The organism is Brevundimonas sp. (assembly GCF_046299595.1).
Classification (GTDB): domain Bacteria; phylum Pseudomonadota; class Alphaproteobacteria; order Caulobacterales; family Caulobacteraceae; genus Brevundimonas.
Genome location: NZ_JBKBHQ010000001.1, coordinates 2048919 through 2066989, shown reverse-complemented (window position 1 = coordinate 2066989; position 18071 = coordinate 2048919). Strand labels below are relative to the sequence as shown.

General features: G+C 67.0%; 18 protein-coding genes and 1 other RNA gene. 7 read left to right on the top strand and 12 right to left on the bottom strand.

Going from position 1 to position 18071, the window contains the following annotated elements:
• The first annotated feature begins 188 nt into the window (after window positions 1-188).
• From ACK4E3_RS10195 to alaS, 3 genes are all read left to right on the top strand, one after another.
• The gene (locus ACK4E3_RS10195) at window positions 189-2423 is read left to right on the top strand and encodes a class I SAM-dependent DNA methyltransferase (protein ID WP_409700079.1); all 2235 of its coding nucleotides are present in this window, start codon (window positions 189-191) and stop codon (window positions 2421-2423) included.
• 234 nt (window positions 2424-2657) lie between these two features.
• Window positions 2658-3731 (top strand): recombinase RecA, encoded by a 1074-nt coding sequence (gene recA / locus ACK4E3_RS10190; RefSeq protein ID WP_409700077.1) that lies wholly within the window; start codon window positions 2658-2660, stop codon window positions 3729-3731.
• Between the two features lie 296 nt (window positions 3732-4027).
• Window positions 4028-6670, top strand: a complete 2643-nt coding sequence (gene alaS / locus ACK4E3_RS10185) for an alanine--tRNA ligase (RefSeq protein WP_409700074.1) — start codon at window positions 4028-4030, stop codon at window positions 6668-6670.
• Here the strand turns inward: alaS and ACK4E3_RS10180 are convergent.
• From ACK4E3_RS10180 to ACK4E3_RS10145, 8 genes are read right to left on the bottom strand one after another with little or no spacing between them, the layout of a single operon-like run.
• Window positions 6652-7110, bottom strand: a complete 459-nt coding sequence (locus ACK4E3_RS10180; protein ID WP_409700072.1) for a YbgC/FadM family acyl-CoA thioesterase — start codon at window positions 7108-7110, stop codon at window positions 6652-6654. The genes alaS and ACK4E3_RS10180 overlap by 19 nt on opposite strands.
• Window positions 7107-7955 (bottom strand): FtsW/RodA/SpoVE family cell cycle protein, encoded by an 849-nt coding sequence (locus ACK4E3_RS10175; RefSeq protein ID WP_409700069.1) that lies wholly within the window; start codon window positions 7953-7955, stop codon window positions 7107-7109. Before ACK4E3_RS10175 ends, ACK4E3_RS10180 begins: the two co-directional genes overlap by 4 nt.
• Complete coding sequence (gene ruvB / locus ACK4E3_RS10170) at window positions 7952-8974, bottom strand: Holliday junction branch migration DNA helicase RuvB (protein ID WP_409700067.1); 1023 nt, start codon at window positions 8972-8974, stop codon at window positions 7952-7954. The genes ACK4E3_RS10175 and ruvB overlap by 4 nt, the downstream gene beginning before the upstream one ends.
• Entirely contained in the window at window positions 8971-9585 is a 615-nt protein-coding gene (ruvA, locus tag ACK4E3_RS10165) for a Holliday junction branch migration protein RuvA (protein ID WP_409700063.1), read from the bottom strand. Before ruvA ends, ruvB begins: the two co-directional genes overlap by 4 nt.
• Window positions 9582-10088 carry a crossover junction endodeoxyribonuclease RuvC gene (gene ruvC, locus ACK4E3_RS10160; RefSeq protein WP_409700060.1) on the bottom strand — a complete coding sequence of 169 codons (507 nt, stop codon included), beginning with the start codon at window positions 10086-10088 and terminating at the stop codon, window positions 9582-9584. The genes ruvA and ruvC overlap by 4 nt, the downstream gene beginning before the upstream one ends.
• A gap of 45 nt (window positions 10089-10133) precedes the next feature.
• The gene (locus ACK4E3_RS10155; protein ID WP_409700057.1) at window positions 10134-10817 is read right to left on the bottom strand and encodes an MgtC/SapB family protein; all 684 of its coding nucleotides are present in this window, start codon (window positions 10815-10817) and stop codon (window positions 10134-10136) included.
• Window positions 10818-10823: 6 nt separating this feature from the next.
• Window positions 10824-11207, bottom strand: coding sequence for an energy transducer TonB (locus tag ACK4E3_RS10150; RefSeq protein WP_409700054.1), 384 nt, complete (start codon window positions 11205-11207; stop codon window positions 10824-10826).
• Window positions 11208-11248: 41 nt separating this feature from the next.
• On the bottom strand, window positions 11249-12022 hold the full coding sequence (locus ACK4E3_RS10145; RefSeq protein WP_409700051.1) for a YebC/PmpR family DNA-binding transcriptional regulator: 774 nt from the start codon (window positions 12020-12022) through the stop codon (window positions 11249-11251).
• A 186-nt stretch (window positions 12023-12208) separates the two neighbouring features.
• On the opposite strand from ACK4E3_RS10145, the gene ACK4E3_RS10140 reads away from it, so the two are divergent.
• The gene (locus ACK4E3_RS10140) at window positions 12209-12382 is read left to right on the top strand and encodes a hypothetical protein (protein WP_409700048.1); all 174 of its coding nucleotides are present in this window, start codon (window positions 12209-12211) and stop codon (window positions 12380-12382) included.
• Window positions 12383-12405: 23 nt separating this feature from the next.
• On the opposite strand, the gene ACK4E3_RS10135 is transcribed toward ACK4E3_RS10140, so the two are convergent.
• From ACK4E3_RS10135 to ssrS, 3 genes are all read right to left on the bottom strand, one after another.
• On the bottom strand, window positions 12406-13227 hold the full coding sequence (locus ACK4E3_RS10135; RefSeq protein ID WP_409700045.1) for a YmdB family metallophosphoesterase: 822 nt from the start codon (window positions 13225-13227) through the stop codon (window positions 12406-12408).
• Window positions 13228-13254: 27 nt separating this feature from the next.
• A complete protein-coding gene (locus ACK4E3_RS10130) occupies window positions 13255-13836 on the bottom strand; it encodes a 5-formyltetrahydrofolate cyclo-ligase (protein WP_409700042.1) in 582 nt (193 codons plus the stop codon).
• Window positions 13837-13905: 69 nt separating this feature from the next.
• Window positions 13906-14066: non-coding RNA, 6S RNA (ssrS, locus tag ACK4E3_RS10125), on the bottom strand.
• Between the two features lie 95 nt (window positions 14067-14161).
• Between ssrS and ACK4E3_RS10120 the strand changes: the two genes are divergently transcribed.
• The 3 genes from ACK4E3_RS10120 (at window position 14162) to ACK4E3_RS10110 (ending at window position 17530) form a co-directional block, all read left to right on the top strand.
• Window positions 14162-14785, top strand: a complete 624-nt coding sequence (locus tag ACK4E3_RS10120; RefSeq protein WP_409700039.1) for a TIGR02466 family protein — start codon at window positions 14162-14164, stop codon at window positions 14783-14785.
• A gap of 109 nt (window positions 14786-14894) precedes the next feature.
• Entirely contained in the window at window positions 14895-16562 is a 1668-nt protein-coding gene (ettA, locus tag ACK4E3_RS10115) for an energy-dependent translational throttle protein EttA (RefSeq protein ID WP_409700036.1), read from the top strand.
• A gap of 35 nt (window positions 16563-16597) precedes the next feature.
• The gene (locus ACK4E3_RS10110; protein ID WP_409700033.1) at window positions 16598-17530 is read left to right on the top strand and encodes a 2-hydroxyacid dehydrogenase; all 933 of its coding nucleotides are present in this window, start codon (window positions 16598-16600) and stop codon (window positions 17528-17530) included.
• Window positions 17531-17534: 4 nt separating this feature from the next.
• Here the strand turns inward: ACK4E3_RS10110 and ACK4E3_RS10105 are convergent, their stop codons facing one another.
• Entirely contained in the window at window positions 17535-18065 is a 531-nt protein-coding gene (locus tag ACK4E3_RS10105) for an EF-hand domain-containing protein (protein WP_409700030.1), read from the bottom strand.
• Between the last annotated feature and the right edge of the window lie 6 nt (window positions 18066-18071).

Sequence of the window (18071 nt, the reverse complement as noted above, 5' to 3'; positions counted from 1 at the left end):
GATCTCTGGGCAGATCGACCTTTAGGCCGCGGTGGGTCCGCCATAGGTGGACCCACCAAAGCTCTCTTTGGGTTGGGAGCGGACGTTGCTCGATTTCAGTCAGGGTGTAGTGTGAGCTGAGCCGCGCTTCACCGACGCAGTTCGGCGACCACGCCCGCACTCTTTTTGATGCGATGAAATCGGGAGGTATGGTCGGCTTCGAGAGAGTCGAATGGTTTAACGGGGGGCTATTCGATGATGATGCCAGCCTGCCGTTAGAACCCGTCGACATCGACGATCTGTTGATCGCCGCACACTTGGACTGGTCCGAGATTGATCCCTCAGTACTGGGAACCCTGTTCGAGCGAGGGCTCGATCCGGACAAGCGAAGTCAACTTGGTGCTCACTACACCGACCGCGAAAAAATCCTGCAGATCATCGATCCTGTTGTTGCGGAGCCGCTGCAACGGGAGTGGGCGGACGCCAGGGCGAGGATCACCGAGTTGATCGAGAACGCGCCCGTCCCGACGAAGGAGAAACTGCTGCGCGGCAAGGAGTTGGCGGCTCGCACCAAGGCCCTCAACGAAGCGGAGTCGATTCACAGGGCCTTTCTCAAGCGTCTCGAGAAATTCCGCGTTCTTGATCCGGCCTGCGGGTCGGGGAACTTCCTCTATCTCTCATTGCTGGCGCTGAAGGACATCGAGCACCGAGCAAATGTGGAAGCGGAGGTGCTCGGCCTCCCACGCGGTTTCCCTCGCGTTGGGCCTGAAAACGTCATGGGATTGGAGCTCAATCCCTATGCAGCGGAACTGGCTCGAATCTCGGTTTGGATTGGTGAAATCCAATGGATGCGTCGAAACGGCTTTGAGGCCTCGCGCAACCCGATCCTCCGCACATTGACTAACATTGAATGCCGGGACGCGGAATGCCGGGACGCGCTGCTTACCGCTGAAGGCAAGCGGGCGGATTGGCCAGATACCGACGCGATAGTGGGTAATCCGCCATTTCTCGGTTCGAAGTTTCATCGCAAAGGCAGGCCGGCAACGAAGACGAAGCCCGCCTTAAAGGGCTTAGGCGACAACTACACTGACACGCTTTACGCTGCCTATCGTGGCAGCGTGCCCGCGTCAGCTGATCTGGTCAGCTATTGGTTTGCCAATGCCGCTGCCATGGCGAGCTCCGAGCGACTGTCGGCACTCGGACTCATCGCAACGAAGTCGATCGGAAAGGGGGCCAGCAACAAGCCCCTCTCCAAGTTGGTTACCGACACCGATTTTCGAATTTTCAGCGCATCACGAAACCAGCCTTGGGTCGTGGATGGGGCCCAGGTACGGGTGGCAGTCGTTTGCGCCAAGCGTTCCCCCACGGATTTTGAGCTGGATGGGAAGCCATCGGGCCTCATCAATCCCGACCTTACGGCTGGATTGGATGTCAGCAAGGCAAAGCCCGTTCGAGAAAATCGGAACTGCGCATTCCAAGGCGTGAAGCTGAACGGTCCATTCGAGATCAGCGACTCTCTCGCCCGGTCGTTCTTGCAAGAGCCGACCAATCCAAATGGAAAACCGAACTCCGAGGTCGTTCGAAGGTTCGCGGGAAATGACGACGTCACGATGCGGGATCGCGACGCTTGGGTGCTTGATTTTACCGACTATCCGGAATCGACCGATGCCGCCCTATTTGAAAAGCCGTTTCAGCATGTTCGAACTCAAGTGGCCGAGCATCGGCGGACCCGGGAGGTGGGAACCGCGACTGAGGTAGATCGGCTCGAAAAGTTCTGGCTGATGCAGCGGCCTCGCCCGAAGTTGAGAAGCGCCGTCGCCGCATTCGATCGTATCATTGCGGTGCCGGAGACCAGCGAACATCTCCTGTTTCGCTTTTTGCCAAGCTCGTACATCTTCAGCGGCAGCTTGTTTGTCATTTGCCGTGACGATCACATCACCTTCGGCATCTTAAGCTCCCACATCCACCGCGTATGGACAAAAGCTCATGGAAACCAGATGGGGGTCGGAAATCAGGGCCGATACAACGCGACCCGCACCTTCCTGACTTTCCCATTCCCAGTCGGCTTCTCGCCGGACATGCCGGCAGAGGCTCACGCAGAGGGTACGCCAGGGCACGCCATCGCTACCGCTGCGGCTGCTCTTAACACGCAGCGCGAGAACTGGCTAAATCCTCCGAACCTTGCTCACCGAGTGCCCGACATTGTGGAATGTTATCCCGAGCGGGTCGTGCCCCTGAGCCCGAGCGCTGCCGAGGAACTCGCTAAACGCACTCTCACGAAGCTCTACAACGATTATCCGGAGTGGCTGAAAAATGCGCAGAAGGCAGTCGATGAAGCGGTTTCTGACGCTTACGGATGGGGCGATGATTTCCGGAAGGGCACATTAAGTGATGAGGAAATTCTAGCGCGGCTCTTCAACCTGAATCAGGAACGAACTGCGTAGCTCGGCTTCTGCCAGGAGAGCCCCCGCTACCGACTCGTCGGCGGTTGGGGGTAGTGCCCAGGGTGCGGCACGTCCGGTCGGTGGCTCTATCCCGCGACGGTGGCAACAAGAACATATTGCGAACAAGAACAAACCGTGCACATATGGCGGCACGGGGCGGGTCGATGGCGGGCCCTTCCGGCAAAGCGACGGCGACAGACGCCAGAATCGTGTAGCAACAGAAGGGTTTTCGACATGGCACAGGCGGCATTGAAACTGGTGGGCAAGGACGACGGCGAGAAGCAGCGCGCGCTCGAGGCGGCGCTGGCACAGATTGATCGCGCATTCGGCAAGGGCTCGGTGATGAAGCTCGGCTCGGGCGGACAGGTGGTCGAGATCGAGAGCGTCTCGACCGGCTCGCTGGGCCTGGACCTGGCGCTGGGTATCGGCGGCCTGCCCAAGGGCCGCGTGATCGAGGTGTTCGGCCCCGAAAGCTCGGGCAAGACCACCTTGGCCCTGCACACGGTCGCCGAGGTGCAGAAGGCCGGCGGCGTGGCCGCCTTCGTCGATGCCGAGCACGCGCTCGACCCGGTCTATGCCCAGAAGCTGGGCGTCAACCTCGATGACCTGCTGGTCTCCCAGCCCGACACGGGCGAGCAGGCCCTGGAGATCACCGACACCCTGGTGCGCTCGGGCGCAGTGGACATCGTGGTGGTGGACTCGGTCGCCGCCCTGACCCCGCGCGCCGAGATCGAGGGCGAGATGGGCGACAGCCTGCCCGGCCTTCAGGCCCGCCTGATGAGCCAGGCCCTGCGCAAGCTGACCGCCTCGATCTCCAAGTCCAAGTGCATCGTGCTGTTCATCAACCAGATCCGCATGAAGATCGGCGTGATGTACGGCAGCCCCGAGACGACCACGGGGGGCAATGCGCTCAAGTTCTATGCCTCCGTGCGCCTCGACATCCGCCGCACCGGCGCCATCAAGAACCGCGACGAGATCGTGGGCAACACCACGCGCGTGAAGGTGGTCAAGAACAAGGTCGCCCCCCCGTTCCGCGAGGTCACCTTCGACATCATGTACGGCGAGGGCATCTCCAAGATCGGCGAGATCATCGATCTGGGCGTCAAGGCCAACATCATCGAGAAGTCCGGCTCGTGGTTCTCGTATGACAGCCAGCGCATCGGCCAGGGCCGCGAGAACGTGCGCGAGTTCCTGAAGACCAATCCCGACGTGGCCGACGCCATCGAAAAGGCCGTGCGCCAGTCCACCAGCAAGATCGCCGACGACCTGCTGGGCACGCCCGAACCCGATGAGGGCCAGGACCTCTGAGCGGCGCGCGCGCCCTCCCCTGCCCACCGCTTTCCCGCCCTGGCCCTGCGACCCGCCAACCGACCCCGCAGGATAAGGGCCGGGAAAACCGAGGCCGCCTGATGCCATCGCGTCAGGCGGCCTTTTTTCTGTTCAAGGTGCGTGTCGGCCACTGGTGCCCGCTTGCGCCATCAATCGCGCGGGCGCACGGGCACGGGTGATGCAATCGCGCGCGATCCCCTATATGACGACGCTCTTCTCCCCGCCGCGCGCTCACGCGCCCAACGAAAAACAAGCCGCTCCAGAAGTCCGCACCCATGGCCAGTCTCAACCAGATCCGCTCGAGCTTCCTCGACTACTTCGCCCGCCACGGCCACGAGCAAGTCGCCTCCGCCCCCCTGGTGCCCCAGAACGATCCGACGCTTCTGTTCGTCAACGCGGGCATGGTGCCCTTCAAGAACGTCTTCACCGGCAAGGAGACGCGGCCCTATTCGCGCGCGGTCAGCGCCCAGAAATGCGTTCGCGCAGGCGGCAAGCACAACGACCTCGACAATGTGGGCTATACCGCGCGCCACCACACCTTCTTCGAGATGCTGGGCAATTTCTCGTTCGGCGACTACTTCAAGGCCGCGGCCATCGAGTTCGCCTGGAAGCTGGTCACGGACGAGTTCGACATCCCCGCCTCGCGCCTGATGGCTACGGTCTATGTCGATGACGACGAGGCCTTCGATCTGTGGAAGAAGATCGCCGGCCTGCCCGAAAGCCGCATCGCGCGCATCGCGGGCTCGGACAATTTCTGGTCCATGGGCGATACCGGCCCCTGCGGTCCGTGCACCGAAATCTTCTTCGATCACGGCGAGGACGTGCCCGGCGGCCCGCCCGGCAGCCCCGATCAGGACGGCGATCGCTGGGTGGAAATCTGGAACCTGGTGTTCATGCAGTTCGAGCAGGCCGCCGATGGCACGCGCTCGGCCCTGCCCAAGCCCTCCATCGACACCGGCGCGGGGCTGGAGCGCGTAGCCGCCGTGCTGCAAGGCGTGCACTCCAACTATGACACCGACCTGTTCCGCAACCTGATCGAGGCCTCGCAGCAGGCGACGGACACCGAGGCGCGCGGCGATCAGGCCGCCAGCCACCGCGTCATCGCCGATCACCTGCGCGCCAGCGGTTTTCTGATCGCCGACGGGGTCACGCCCTCCAACGAGGGACGCGGCTATGTGCTGCGCCGGATCATGCGCCGGGCCATGCGCCATGCCCACCTGCTGGGTGCCAGCGAGCCGCTGATGCACCGCCTGGTGCCCGCCCTGGTGCAACAGATGGGCGAGGCCTATCCCGAGCTGGGCCGCGCCCAGGCCTTCATCACCGAGACCCTGCGCCAGGAAGAAGAGCGTTTCCGCACCACGCTGGGGCGCGGCATGAGCCTGCTGGACGAGGCGCTGGCAGGGCTTGACGAGGGCGGCACCCTGCCCGGCCAGACGGCATTCACCCTCTATGACACCTATGGCTTCCCGCTGGACCTGACCCAGGACGAGGCGCGCCGACGCGGCTTTGGCGTGGACGAGGCGGGCTTCGAGTCCGCCATGAGCGAACAGCGTGCCCGCTCGCGCGAGCACTGGGCCGGTTCGGGCCAGTCGGCATCGGCGGAAGTCTGGCTGGCGCTCAAGGACCGGCTCGGCCCGACGCGCTTCACGGGCCACGACGGCCTCGATGGCGAGGCGCAGGTTCTGGCCATCGTCGGCGAAAACGGCGAGATCAATCAACTCGGCACCGGCCAGAGCGGCGATGTCGTGACCGACCAGACCCCCTTCTATGGCGAGGGCGGCGGCCAGGCGGGCGACAAGGGCACCATCCGCTGGCCGGGCGGATACGGGCGGGTGCTCGACACCCAGAAACCCGCCGCCGACCTGCACGTGCACCGCGTCGAGGTGCTGGAAGGCGAGCTGAAGCCCGACGCCCGCGTCAGCCTGCACGTCGATGCCGAGAAGCGTCGCACAACGCGCGCCAATCACTCGGCGACGCACATCATGCACACCGCCCTGCGCCGCGTGCTGGGCGAGCACGTCGCCCAGAAGGGCCAGATGGTCGATCACGAGCGGCTGCGCTTCGACTTCAGCCACGGCGCGCCCCTGTCGGCAGACGAGATCGCGCGCATCGAGGACGAGGTGAACGCCGTCATCGCCCAGAACCGCGAGGCGCAGACGCGCATGATGACGCCCGACGCGGCCATCAAGGCCGGGGCCATGGCCCTGTTCGGCGAGAAATACGGCGATGAGGTGCGCGTGCTCACGCTCGGTGACGCGCTGGATGGCGAAGGCGCCTATTCCATGGAGCTGTGCGGGGGCACCCACGTGGCGCGCACCGGCGACATCGCCCTGTTCAAGATCGTGTCCGAGCAGGGTATCGCCGCGGGGGTACGGCGCATCGAGGCCCTGACCGGAGAGGCCGCACGCCGCTATCTGCTCGGCCAGGCCAATGTGACCCGCGATCTGGCCCAGAGCCTGAAGGTCCAGCCCGCCGACCTGCCCGCGCGCATCGAGGCACTGGTGGGCGAGCGCAAGGCCCTCGAGAAACAGGTCGCCCAGCTCAAGCGCGATCTGGCACTGGGCGGCGGGGCCGCGGCCAGCGGGCCCGAGGAGATCGGCGGGGTCAAGCTGATCGCGCGCGTACTCGATGGCGTCGATGGCAAGGGCCTGCGCCCCGTTGCCGAGGATTTCCGCAAGTCGCTGGGCTCTGGCGTCGTGGCGCTGGTGGGCCTCGCCGAGGGCAAGGCGGCGGTCAGCGTGGCGGTCACGCCGGACCTGACCGGGCGCTTCAATGCCGCCGATCTGGCGCGGGCCATGGTCCAGTCGCTGGGCGGCGCAGGCGCAGGCGGGCGTCCTGACTTTGCGCAGGGCGGGGCACCGGGCGGTGGCGATGCCGACGCTGCCCTCGCCGTGGTGCGTCAGGCGCTTGAGGCCTGATCGATCAGCCAGGGTTTCAAGGTCGCGACCATGTCGGCGGGCGGGCGCATGGGCCGTCCGCCAAGGTCGATGCAGGCCGCCTCCACCGCCGCTTCGCAAAGGCGCTCGCCCGCGCGCACGATCGCCTGGCTGATGATCAGGCGCGGGCCACGGATGGCGTCATAAGTCGTCTCGACGATCAGGGCGTCGTCGATGCGCGCCGCCTTCAGAAACCGCAGATCCATGCGCGTGACCACGAAGGCCAGTGGCCGCTCGCGCTCCAGCAGGCCCGAGTGATCGCCCGCCACCAGCCGCAGGAAGTCGGAACGTCCCCGCTCGAAATAGCGCACATAGTTGGCGTGATAGACGAGGCCGGTGAAGTCGGTGTCCTCGTAATAGACGCGCACGGGCAGGCGATGCACACGCCCGTGTAAACGTCCGGCTGTCGGCTGGTCGGTCATGATGGCATGCCCTTGATGGGCCGGGCAGCGGCAAGGCCCAGCGCGATGAGCCAGCCCAGCACCAGCGATGCCCCGAGACCCACGACCGGCAGCGGATAGTTGCCGATAAGCGCCGCGCCCACAAGGCCGGTGTAGAAGGCCGCAAGGCCCGCTACCAGCGCCCTGTCCTTCCGCTCTGGCACGGCGAACATGGCCACGACCAGAACCGCCGCCAGACTGGCCATGGCCCCGGTGACAGCACCGGCCTGCCACGCTCCGGGCAGGACCTGTTCGACATAGGCGACCGAAGGCAGGTCATCGGGCCTGATCCACGCATGCACGCTGAGCGCCAGCAGTGCGGCGCTCACGAGCCAGCCATGGAGCGCGTCGCGCTGCGGGCAGAGGGCGCGCGATGCCGCCCATGCCAGCGTCAGGCCGGTCAGTGCCGCCGCGTCGAACTGCAGGGCCAGGACCGCGCCGTGCGCCAGAACCAGCAAGCTGGAGACAGGGCTGGCCCGCCCCGCCGCCGCCAGCCAGATCACCACCGGCAGCAGGATCATGGATGGCTGGGTGCTGACGGGGCCCAGTTGCAGCCAGCGCCGCGCGCCGGCCAGTTCGGGACCAAAGACGAGGGGCAGGGCCATGATGACCAGCAGGACGATCAGCACCGAGGCCCTGACGGCCTCTCGACCCGGCAGGCGCGCGCGGGCGATCCCGAGAGCCAGCAGGGCACCCAGACCGGCGGCGGCGGCCTGTATCACCATCGCCGAGCCCGGCGCGCCCAGACGGTGCTGGACCACGAGCCCCAGGCCGATGGCAACCGCAGTCCCCAGCGCTGTCACCCCGAGGGGATGGCGACGGATCATTTGCCGAACAGGCCCGTCTGATCGGGCGAGCGCGGCGGCTCCAGCCCCAGATGCTCATAGGCTCGGGCACAGGCCATTCGCCCGCGCGGGGTGCGCTGGATGAAGCCCTGTTGCAACAGGAAGGGCTCGATCACGTCCTCGACCGCGTCCCTCGCCTCGGCGATGGCGGCCGCGAGTGTGTCCATACCGACCGGCCCGCCGCCGTAGTTCTCGATCAGGGCGCGCAGGAAGCGGCGATCAAGCGCATCGAGACCGGCCTCGTCAACGTCGAGGCGGCTGAGCGCGCGCGCGGCGACCGCGCGGTCGATCACATCAGCCCCCTCGCTGCTGGCAAAGTCGCGCACGCGGCGCAGCAGGCGTCCGGCCACGCGCGGCGTGCCCCGCGCCCGCCCGGCGATCTCGGCGGCCCCGTCGGCGCTGATGGCCGCGTTCATGCGCCGGGCCGTGCCCTCGACCACGGTGGTCAGATCGGCCAGCGAATAGAATTCGAGGCGCATCGGTATGCCGAAACGGTCGCGCAGCGGCGTCGCCAGCAGGCCCGCGCGCGTGGTCGCGCCCACCAGGGTAAACGGGGCCAGATCAATGCGGACCGAGCGCGCCGACGGCCCCTCGCCTATGATCAGGTCCAGCACATGATCTTCCATGGCCGGATAGAGAATCTCCTCCACCGCCGGGCTGAGCCGGTGGATCTCGTCGATGAACAGCACGTCGCGCGGCTCGAGATTGGTCAGTATGGCGGCCAGATCACCGGCCTTGGCCAGCACCGGCCCCGAGGTGGCCCGAAAGCCCACGCCCAGCTCGCGCGCGATGATCTGGGCCAGGGTGGTCTTGCCAAGGCCCGGAGGGCCGAACAGCAGGACGTGGTCGAGCGCATCGGCCCGCCCGCGCGCCGCCTCGATGAAGACCTTGAGATTGGCCCTGATCTGGGGCTGGCCGACGAAATCGGCCAGGGTCTGGGGGCGCAGGGCGCGGTCGTGATCCCCCGGCGCGCGGTCGGCATCGATCAGGCGCTCGCTCATCGGCCCAGCTCCTGCAAGCTGGCGCGTATCACGGCGGGCAGCTCCGCATTATCGCCCAGGCGCGCCAGGGCCTGATCGACGGCGCGGCGCGCATTCACCTCGGCAACGCCCAGCCCCAGCAGGGCCGAGACCGCCTCGCCGGATACCGACGGGGCCGCGATGCCAGCGGCCTCGGGCACGCTGGCCGCCGGGGCGAAGCTGACTTCGCCCAGTGCCTTGCCCTTCAGCTCGGTGACGATGCGCAGGGCCAGCTTGGGACCGACGCCGTTGGCGCGCGCCACCGCCGCCTTGTCCTCGCGCGCGGCGGCCGAGGCCAGCTCGCCGGGCGAGAGCACATCGAGCACGCTCAGCGCCGCCTTGGGACCAACCCCCTGAATGGCGATCAGGGCGGTGAAGGCGCGCCGCTCGTCCCGGCCCAGAAAACCGTAGAGACGCGGCCCCTGCTCGGCGCTCCACTGGTGCTCGATGAACAAGGTGGCCTCGTCGCCCAGGGCAGGCAGGCGCGACAGGGTGCGCGCACCGCAGGTGGCCAGATAGCCCACGCCCATGCAATCGATCAGCACCTCGTGCTCGCCGACATCGGCAATCAGTCCGCGCAGCCGGCCGATCATGCCGCGCCTGCGCACATGGCCCGGTGCCTGCGAAGCTGAGCGTGGGTCAGGGCCACGGCCAGGGCGTCGGCGGCATCCGCGCTGACCTCACCGGCAGCGGGCAGCAGGCGGCGCACCATGAAGGCGATCTGGCTCTTGTCGGCATGGCCTGCGCCGACCACCGCCTTCTTGATGGCATTGGCCGCATATTCGGCCACCGGCAGGCCCGCACGCGCAGGGGCCAGCATCACGGCGGCGCGGGCATGGCCGAGCTTGAGGGTCGATGCCGGATTCATGTTGACGAATACCTCCTCTATGGCGGCCTCGTCGCAGGCGTGCTCGCGGCAGACAGCGGTGGTCTGCTCCAGCAGGGCCAGCAGCCGCTCGGAAAAGGGCGCACGCTCATCGGGACGGATGACTCCGTGGGCGATCCAGCGCAGGCGGGCGCCGTCAGAGACGATCACGCCCCAGCCGGTGCGCCGCAGTCCGGGATCGAGCCCGAGGATTCGAATCGTGTTCGTCATCTGTTCGCAGCTTGCCCCACCGCGCCTTGTCGGACAATGAGTGATCTAATCCGCGCGCGGGGTCAGGGTGTAGCCATCTAGGGTCTCGATGCCGCCGAGCGCCTCTGCGAGCGCGTGCAGCCGCGTGCGCGGCAGATGCAGGCGATAGTGAGTCGTGCGCCTGCCCTGCTGGGCCTCCAGGCTCAGGAGCCGGACGCGGGCGCCATTGTCATCCAGCGCCGCCCTGACGCGCGCATCGGCACCGCTGTCTGCTGACGCGCTGGTGACGCTGAGGTCCACGGGCACGCGCGTGGGCACGCGGATGCTGACCAGCTTCAGCGCGATCAGGGTAATCAGGGTGATGACCAGCCCCGCCAGAGCCAGCCCCCACAGGCCCGCGCCGGACAGTATGCCCAGCGCCGATGTGATCCACAGCGAGGCCGCCGTGGTCAGGCCCGTGACGCTGAAGCCTTCGCGGAAGATCACGCCCGCACACAGAAAGCCGATGCCAGTCAGTATGCCATGGGCCATGCGCGTAGGGTCGATGACAATGCTGGCGGTCTCGGGCAGGACCATGGCCCAGGCGCCCTGATGGGTCGCGGCGAACATCAGCAGAGCCGATGTCAGGGCGACCAGAATGTGGGTGCGAAAGCCCGCCGGGTGGGCATGCCACTCGCGCTCCAGACCTATCAGCCCTCCGGCGAGCAGGGCCAGAGCCAGGGCGGGCAGCAGGGGCGCGAGCGTATCCATGACCCTCTAGCGCAACTCCCAGATGATCCGCTGGCGCACCGGGCCAAAGCGCACCGGCACGCCATCGAGGCGCGCGGGCTCCAGCTCATAGCGCGAGACCAGACGAATGGTCGCCTCGCCAAAGCCGTAGCCCTCGGGGCTCTCCGACACGACGCGGCAGTCCTCGAAGCGCCCCGCCTCACTGACCCAGCACTCGACAATGCCAACGCCCTGAACGTCCTCGGCCATGGCAAGCGGGGGATAAAACAGAGTCACGTCCTGATACTGCACATTGCCCAGCACGCGCGGCATGGTGGGCTGCGGCTCGGGTGGGCTCGCGGTTTCTGCCGCGGGCTGCCCGCCCAGGGCCAGAGCGGCCAGCAGGGCCGGGACGAGAGGCGAAGGCAGCATGGGGGAAGTCCTGTCTTGGTGAGGCGCGTTCCCGGCGAGACTTACCCCGCCAGCTTCGCCGCGTCCTCGTCGGAAATGTCGGCGTTGAAATAAACCTGCTGCACATCATCGTCGCTGTCGAGCGCGTCGATCAGCTTCATCAGGGTCGCGACCTGATCGCCGCTGACGGGCGTGAGGGCCTTGGGCTTCCAGATCACGGATGTGGAGCGCGGATCGCCCAGCACCTTGGAGAGGGCCTCAGCCACCTCGTTCAGCTCCTCGAAGGCGGTGATGATGGTGTGGCCCGGAGCGTCCTCATAGATGTCGGGCTTTTCGAGGTCGCTCTCGACGTCACTCGCCCCGGCCTCGATGGCCGCCTCCATGACCTGATCCTCGCTGCCGGCCTCGGCGGGATAGAGGATCTGGCCCACGCGGTCCCACATGAAGCTGACCGATCCGGTCTCGCCCAGGTTGCCGCCATACTTGCTGAAGGCCGCGCGCACGTTCGAGCTGGCACGGTTGCGGTTGTCGGTCAGCACCTCGACGATGATGCCCACGCCGCCGGGGCCAAAGCCCTCGTAGCGGATGTCCTCGAGCGCATCGGCCTCGCCGCCCGACGCCTTCTTGATGGCGCGCTCGATGTTGTCCTTGGGCATGGATTCGGCCTTGGCGTTGTTCACCGCCAGGCGCAGGCGCGGGTTCATGTCGGGATCGGGCAGGCCGGACTTGGCCGCCACGGTGATCTCCCGCGACAGTCGCGAGAACAGCTTGGAGCGCGCCGCATCCGCGCGCCCCTTGCGGTGCATGATGTTCTTGAACTTCGAATGTCCGGCCATGGTCGTCCGCGTCAGAAGGTAAAGGTGCCTGACCTCAGGCTTGTCTGGGGCCTGAGCCTCTAGCCCAGCGCGCGGATCAAGTCATCACCCTGAAACCCGTCCTGAAAGCTCACGGTGCGCCAAGGGGGAACCGCTGGCGCGCGCACGGATTAAGCCACCATCACCCCTGTAGCGATGGAGAGCCTGATGGGCGCCGAAGACGTCATCGACCTCGACGACGAAGACACCCTGATCGAGTGGTACGAGGCCCGTCCCGTGACCGTTTCGACCGCCGTGGCCTCGGGCGCCATCGTCTCGGCCTTTGCGCTGGGCGTGCTGACGGCGGTGGGCGCGCTGGCGCTCATGGGCCGCCTCGACTGAAGCACGCCCCCGCTGAAGGCACCTCAGATCGCGGGCACGCTGGCCTTGAGACGCCCGCCCATGCGGATGGGCTCGATGCGCGTGGCCAGCCCGGTGCGCTCGTCGGTCTCGACGAACACGCCACAGATGGTCGCCTCGCCCGAGGCAGGCTGATAGCGTCCACCTGACAGGCGCGTGGTAAAGCGGCGCAGGGGCTCTTCCTTGTCGTTGCCGATCACCGAGTCATAGTCACAGCAGCCGCCCGCGTCGGTCTGATAGGCAGTGCCGCCCGGCAGGATCTGGGCGTCGGCGGTCGGCACATGGGTGTGGGTACCCACCACCAGAGAGGCGCGCCCGTCGCAGAAGTGGCCCATGGCCATCTTTTCGGAGGTGGCCTCGGCGTGCACATCCACGATCACCGCATCGGCCACCACGCCCAGAGGCGCCGCATTCAGCTCGCGTTCAACGGCCGAGAAGGGATCGTCCATGGGGTCCATGTGCACCCGGCCCAGCACCGAGATCACCAGCACGCGCCGCCCGTCAGAGAGCGTGAACACATCGGCACCGCGCCCCGGCGCGTCCATCAGGCGCGGATAGTTTACCGGGCGCAGCAGGCGCGGCTCGCGCACGATGTAGGTCAGGGCCTCGCGCTGGTCCCACGAATGGTTGCCCAGTGTCAGAACGTCTGCGCCCGCCGCGAAGATCTCGCGCGCCGTGCTCTCGGTGATGCCGAAACCGCCGGCCGCGTTCTCGGCATTGACCACCACGAAATCGAGCCCGAGACGCTGGCGCAGGCCGGGCAGATGATCGCTCAGCCCGTCGCGGCCCGCGCGCCCGATCACGTCTCCGAAAAAGGCCAGTCTCATGGTGGGCTTGTTCCTCTCTTGCCGGTCTCAGAAGGCGCGATAGCCGTCTTCGGTCAGAATTCCATCAAGGCGCTGGTCGAAGGGCTCGACCGGCACGGCCTCGACCTGCTGTGCGCCATAGGCCACTCCGATGGCCACAGGCTGCCGCACGGCCCGAAGATGGGCCAGGGTCCGGTCATAGTAGCCCCCGCCCTGGCCGAGGCGATAGCCGCGCGCATCGAACGCCAGCAGCGGCACCATGATGATGTCCGGCACCACCTCTGCGGCCAGGGGCAGCGGCGCAGGACAGCCTGCCATGTCAAGCTCCAGCGGATCACCCAGTCGCCAGCGGCGAAACACCATGGGCTCGGCGCGCGCCTCGACCACGGGCAGGGCAAGATCGTGGCTCATGGCCTCCAGCGCCTCGGCCAGAGGCCGGGTGTCCATCTCCGAGCCCATGGGCCAGTAGAGCGCCACCGTTCGCGCGCCCTCGCCGCCGCCTTCGAGCACCCCGCGCAGGGGCGCAGCGGCCAGATGCGCCGCCGCACGCCTCGCCGCGTCGGCGTTGGCGTCTGCCGCGCTCTTGCGCAGGGCACGCATCCGCGCGCGCAAGGTTGCCTTGTCGCTCATGCCCACTGCCATAGCCTGACCGTGCCTGCCTGACATAGCGGGAATGCGGAATTATCGGGAAAGAGGGTGGCGGGCGCCGCAAGCGCCGTGAAGGACGGTTCAATCCCCTCGACCTGGATGACCAGGTGGGCGCCATGTGCTCGGGCCCTCGGGCCCATGCAGGGACAGCTCCCTTCGAGTGAATTAAGGTCGCTGGGATAAGTTGCCTCCGACGAGCGAAGCAGCACTCCCGCCGACGCCCAAGATAGGCTCGCCCTCGGGCAACAACAAGGCATCACGCGCCGCGCCGGTTTCAAAGCCGCGCCCATCTGCTATGGCGTGGGCCATGTCCACACCCCCAGGTCTGAAGCCCCTTTTCGTCACCGAGATCTATCAGGCGCATCTGGGCGAGAGCCCCAGCCAGCAGGACCTGATCGTATCGCTGCATGAGGCCATCCTTGATCTGGCCGAAATGGACAGGGCCGGACAGCTCTGGTGCCGCGAGCATGGCTATCGTGGCTATACCTCCTATGGCTCGCTGAGCGACCTGCCCCTGCGCGATCCGCTGTTTGCCGAACTGAAGCGCCACCTCGACCGGCACGCCCTCGCCTATGCGCGCGCCCTGCAACTCGACATGGGCCGCAAGCCCCGCCTCGACAGCCTGTGGGTGAACGTCCTCAAGCCCGGCGCGGGCCACAGCGGCCACATCCATCCCCATTCCGTGATTTCGGGCACGCTCTATGTCTCGGTGCCCGAGGGCGCCAGCGCGCTGAAGCTGGAAGACCCGCGCCTCGGCCTGATGATGGCGCGCCCCACCGTGCAGACCGGCGCGCCCGAACAGCGCCAGCCCTTCGTCTATCTGACTCCCCGGCCCGGCACGGTGCTGATGTGGGAGAGCTGGCTACGCCACGAAGTGCCGCCCAACGGTGCGCGAAAGCCGCGCATCTCGATCAGCTTCAACTACCGCTGAGGCACGGCGTCGCGTTTGCCACGCCGGCGCGTTTGCCAAGCTGGCGCGCAGTCGCTACATCCCGCGCCAACCTCCCATTCCCAGTGAAAGCAAAGGCGCGACCGAGCCCATGGCGCAGCAGTACATCTTTCAGATGCAGGGCCTGACCAAGGCCTATCCCGGCGGCAAGAAGGTCTTCGAGAACATCTGGCTCAGCTTCTATCCCGACGCCAAGATCGGCGTGGTCGGGGTCAACGGCTCGGGCAAGTCCACCTTGCTCAAGATCATGGCCGGTATCGACACCGAGTTCTCGGGCGAGGCCAGGGCCGCCGACGGCATCAAGCGCGGCTATCTGGAGCAGGAGCCCAGCCTCGACGCCGACAAGACCGTCTGGGAGAACGTCATCGCCTGGTGCGAGGAAAAGCAGACCTTCGACCGCTTCAATGCCATCGCCGCCCAGATGGCCGAGGACTACTCCGACGAGCTCATGGAGGAGATGACGGCCCTTCAGGAGAAGCTCGACGCGGGCGACCTGTGGGACATCGACAGCCGCATCGAAATGGCCATGGAGGCCTTGCGCTGTCCGCCCAACGATGCGGACGTGAGCAAGCTGTCGGGTGGCGAGCGCCGCCGCGTGGCGCTGGCGCGCCTGCTCCTGTCCAAGCCCGACATGCTGCTGCTCGACGAGCCCACCAACCACCTCGACGCCGAGTCGGTCGCCTGGCTGCAGCACCACCTCGAACAGTTCCCCGGCTGCGTGATCCTGGTCACCCACGACCGCTATTTCCTCGATCAGGTCACCAAGTGGACGCTGGAGCTGGATCGCGGCAAGGGCATTCCCTACGAGGGCAACTACTCCAGCTGGCTGGAGCAGAAGGCCAAGCGCACCGCCCAGGAGGAGCGCGAGAACGTCGGCCGCCAGCGCGCCATCAGCCGCGAGCTGGAATGGGTGCGCTCCAGCCCCTCGGCGCGTCGCTCGAAATCCAAGGCCCGCCTCGCCGCCTATGACCAGATGATGGCCGAGCAGGAAAACGCCCGCGCCGCCCAGACCTTCGCCCAGATCCAGATTCCGCCCGGCCCGCGCCTGGGCAATGTGGTGATCGAGGCCGAGGGCCTGACCAAGGCCTATGGCGACAAGGTGCTGGTCAAGGGGCTCGACTTCCGCCTGCCGCCCGGCGGCATCGTGGGCGTGATCGGTCCGAACGGCGCGGGCAAGTCGACCCTGTTCCGCATGATCACCGGCCAGGAAACCCCAGACGAGGGCGCCATCCGCATCGGCGAGACGGTGCAGCTTTCCTATGTCGACCAGTCGCGCGACAACCTCGATGCGAACAAGACCGTCTGGGAGGAAATCTCGGGCGGGCTCGATGTCATGCTGGTGGGCAAGCGCGAGATCAACTCGCGCGCCTATGTCGGCAGCTTCAACTTCAAGGGCGGCGACCAGCAGAAGAAGGTCGGCCTGCTCTCGGGCGGCGAGCGCAACCGCGTGCACCTGGCCAAGACCCTGGCGTCGGGCGGCAATGTCATCCTGCTGGACGAGCCGACCAACGACCTTGACGTCGAGACGCTTCAGGCGCTGGAAGCGGCGCTGGAGGACTTTCCCGGCTGTGCGGTGGTCATCAGCCACGACCGCTGGTTCCTCGACCGCCTCGCCACCCACATCCTCGCCTTCGAGGGCGACAGCCACGTCGAATGGTTCGAGGGCAACTTCGAGGCCTATGAGGAAGACAAGAAGCGCCGCCTCGGTGCCGACAGCCTGATCCCCAAACGCATCAAGTTCCAGAAGTTCGGCCGTTGACCCGACCTGCCGCCTGATCCCGTGAGGCCCCTGCCATGACCACGCGCCCTGCCGTTCTGATCATGCAGAGACATCTGGCGCCGCTGACCGCCTTTCTGGAAAGCGCCTATGATGTCTATCGCTTCTGGGAGGGGCCGCCGGTCGAGGCCAGCGCGCGCGTCGAGGCTCTGGTCGTGGCGGGCGAGTTCGAGCTGGACAAGGCCCTGATCGAGGCCCTGCCCCGGCTGTCGCTGATCGCGTGCTTCACCTCGGGGCACGACGGCATCGATGTGGCGTGGTGCGCCGCGCGCGGCCTGCCCGTCACCCATGCGCCGGGCGTGAACCACGAGGACGTGGCCGATCACGCGCTGGGCCTCATCATCGGTGCGCGCCGCCAGATCGTCGCGGGCGACAGGGCGGTGCGGGCCGGAGAGTGGACGGTGGACGCCAAGACCATCACGCCATCGCTGCGCGGGGCAAAGGTCGGCATCGTCGGCCTCGGCCTGATCGGCGAGGCCATTGCGCGGCGCTGCGAGGCCTTTTCGATGCAGGTGCAATGGTGGGGGCCGCGCCCCAAGGACAGCGCCTGGCCGCGTGCCGACAGCCTGATCGAACTGGCGCGCACCAGCGACATCCTCGTGATCGCCTGCAAGGCCGACGAGACCAACAGGGGCCTGATCTCGGCAGAGGTGATCAATGCGCTGGGGCCCAATGGCCTGCTGGTCAATGTGGCGCGCGGACAGCTGGTGGACGAGGACGCCCTGATCAACGCCCTGCACGCGGGGCGCCTCGGCCATGCCGCCCTCGATGTGTTCGAGACCGAGCCCACCAGCGCGGCGCGCTGGAAGGACGTGCCGAACACGACCCTGACGCCCCATACCGCCGGAGCCACCACCGAAGCGGTTCAGGGGATGCTGTCGCTGATGATGCAGAACCTCGCCGCCCATTTCGCGGGCCAGCCGCTGATCACACCTGTGAGGACCGATTGAGAGCCTAGGGCACGCGGCCCTCGCCCCCGCCCTCTCTCTGGCCGCCGCCCCAAGCGGGGCGCTCGCCTTCCGAGATCACGCCGTCGCCGTCGCGGTCCATGCGCGCGAACATCTGGCGGGTCTGGGCCTCGACCTCGGCCCAGGTGATGCGGCCATCGTTGTTGGCATCCGCCATCATGAAGCGTCGCGCGCCGCGCCCGCCATCAAGCGCCGACAGCTCCTCGGCACTGATCACGCCGTCGCCGTTGGCATCGAGCCGGTCAAAGCCGCGCCGCGCACGCGTCAGCATCTCCTCCAGCGTCGCCTCGCCGCCCTGCATGCGCGCCCCGCGCCCTTCGCCGCGCTGACGGTTCTCGCCTCGGACAGATGCGCCCGCACCCTCGCTGCTGACGGGGGTGTCGGGATCGAGGCCCGGCTGGGTATCGGTCGTGACGGCAACGCTGTCGGCATCGCTTTCGGCAACGGCAGGCTCGCGCTCACCGCAGGCGGCAAGCACGAGGCCAGAGACGGACAAGATCAGAAGGGCGCGACGCATGGGCAA

Bases quoted from the DNA above. Each gene is read 5' to 3' on its own strand.
- ACK4E3_RS10195 (WP_409700079.1), top strand. From the start codon at position 189: ATGGTCGGCTTCGAGAGAGTCGAATGGTTTAACGGGGGGCTATTCGAT.
- recA (WP_409700077.1), top strand. From the start codon at position 2,658: ATGGCACAGGCGGCATTGAAACTGGTGGGCAAGGACGACGGCGAGAAG.
- alaS (WP_409700074.1), top strand. From the start codon at position 4,028: ATGGCCAGTCTCAACCAGATCCGCTCGAGCTTCCTCGACTACTTCGCC.
- ACK4E3_RS10180 (WP_409700072.1), bottom strand. From the start codon at position 7,110: ATGACCGACCAGCCGACAGCCGGACGTTTACACGGGCGTGTGCATCGC.
- ACK4E3_RS10175 (WP_409700069.1), bottom strand. From the start codon at position 7,955: ATGATCCGTCGCCATCCCCTCGGGGTGACAGCGCTGGGGACTGCGGTT.
- ruvB (WP_409700067.1), bottom strand. From the start codon at position 8,974: ATGAGCGAGCGCCTGATCGATGCCGACCGCGCGCCGGGGGATCACGAC.
- ruvA (WP_409700063.1), bottom strand. From the start codon at position 9,585: ATGATCGGCCGGCTGCGCGGACTGATTGCCGATGTCGGCGAGCACGAG.
- ruvC (WP_409700060.1), bottom strand. From the start codon at position 10,088: ATGACGAACACGATTCGAATCCTCGGGCTCGATCCCGGACTGCGGCGC.
- ACK4E3_RS10155 (WP_409700057.1), bottom strand. From the start codon at position 10,817: ATGGATACGCTCGCGCCCCTGCTGCCCGCCCTGGCTCTGGCCCTGCTC.
- ACK4E3_RS10150 (WP_409700054.1), bottom strand. From the start codon at position 11,207: ATGCTGCCTTCGCCTCTCGTCCCGGCCCTGCTGGCCGCTCTGGCCCTG.
- ACK4E3_RS10145 (WP_409700051.1), bottom strand. From the start codon at position 12,022: ATGGCCGGACATTCGAAGTTCAAGAACATCATGCACCGCAAGGGGCGC.
- ACK4E3_RS10140 (WP_409700048.1), top strand. From the start codon at position 12,209: ATGGGCGCCGAAGACGTCATCGACCTCGACGACGAAGACACCCTGATC.
- ACK4E3_RS10135 (WP_409700045.1), bottom strand. From the start codon at position 13,227: ATGAGACTGGCCTTTTTCGGAGACGTGATCGGGCGCGCGGGCCGCGAC.
- ACK4E3_RS10130 (WP_409700042.1), bottom strand. From the start codon at position 13,836: ATGAGCGACAAGGCAACCTTGCGCGCGCGGATGCGTGCCCTGCGCAAG.
- ACK4E3_RS10120 (WP_409700039.1), top strand. From the start codon at position 14,162: ATGTCCACACCCCCAGGTCTGAAGCCCCTTTTCGTCACCGAGATCTAT.
- ettA (WP_409700036.1), top strand. From the start codon at position 14,895: ATGGCGCAGCAGTACATCTTTCAGATGCAGGGCCTGACCAAGGCCTAT.
- ACK4E3_RS10110 (WP_409700033.1), top strand. From the start codon at position 16,598: ATGACCACGCGCCCTGCCGTTCTGATCATGCAGAGACATCTGGCGCCG.
- ACK4E3_RS10105 (WP_409700030.1), bottom strand. From the start codon at position 18,065: ATGCGTCGCGCCCTTCTGATCTTGTCCGTCTCTGGCCTCGTGCTTGCC.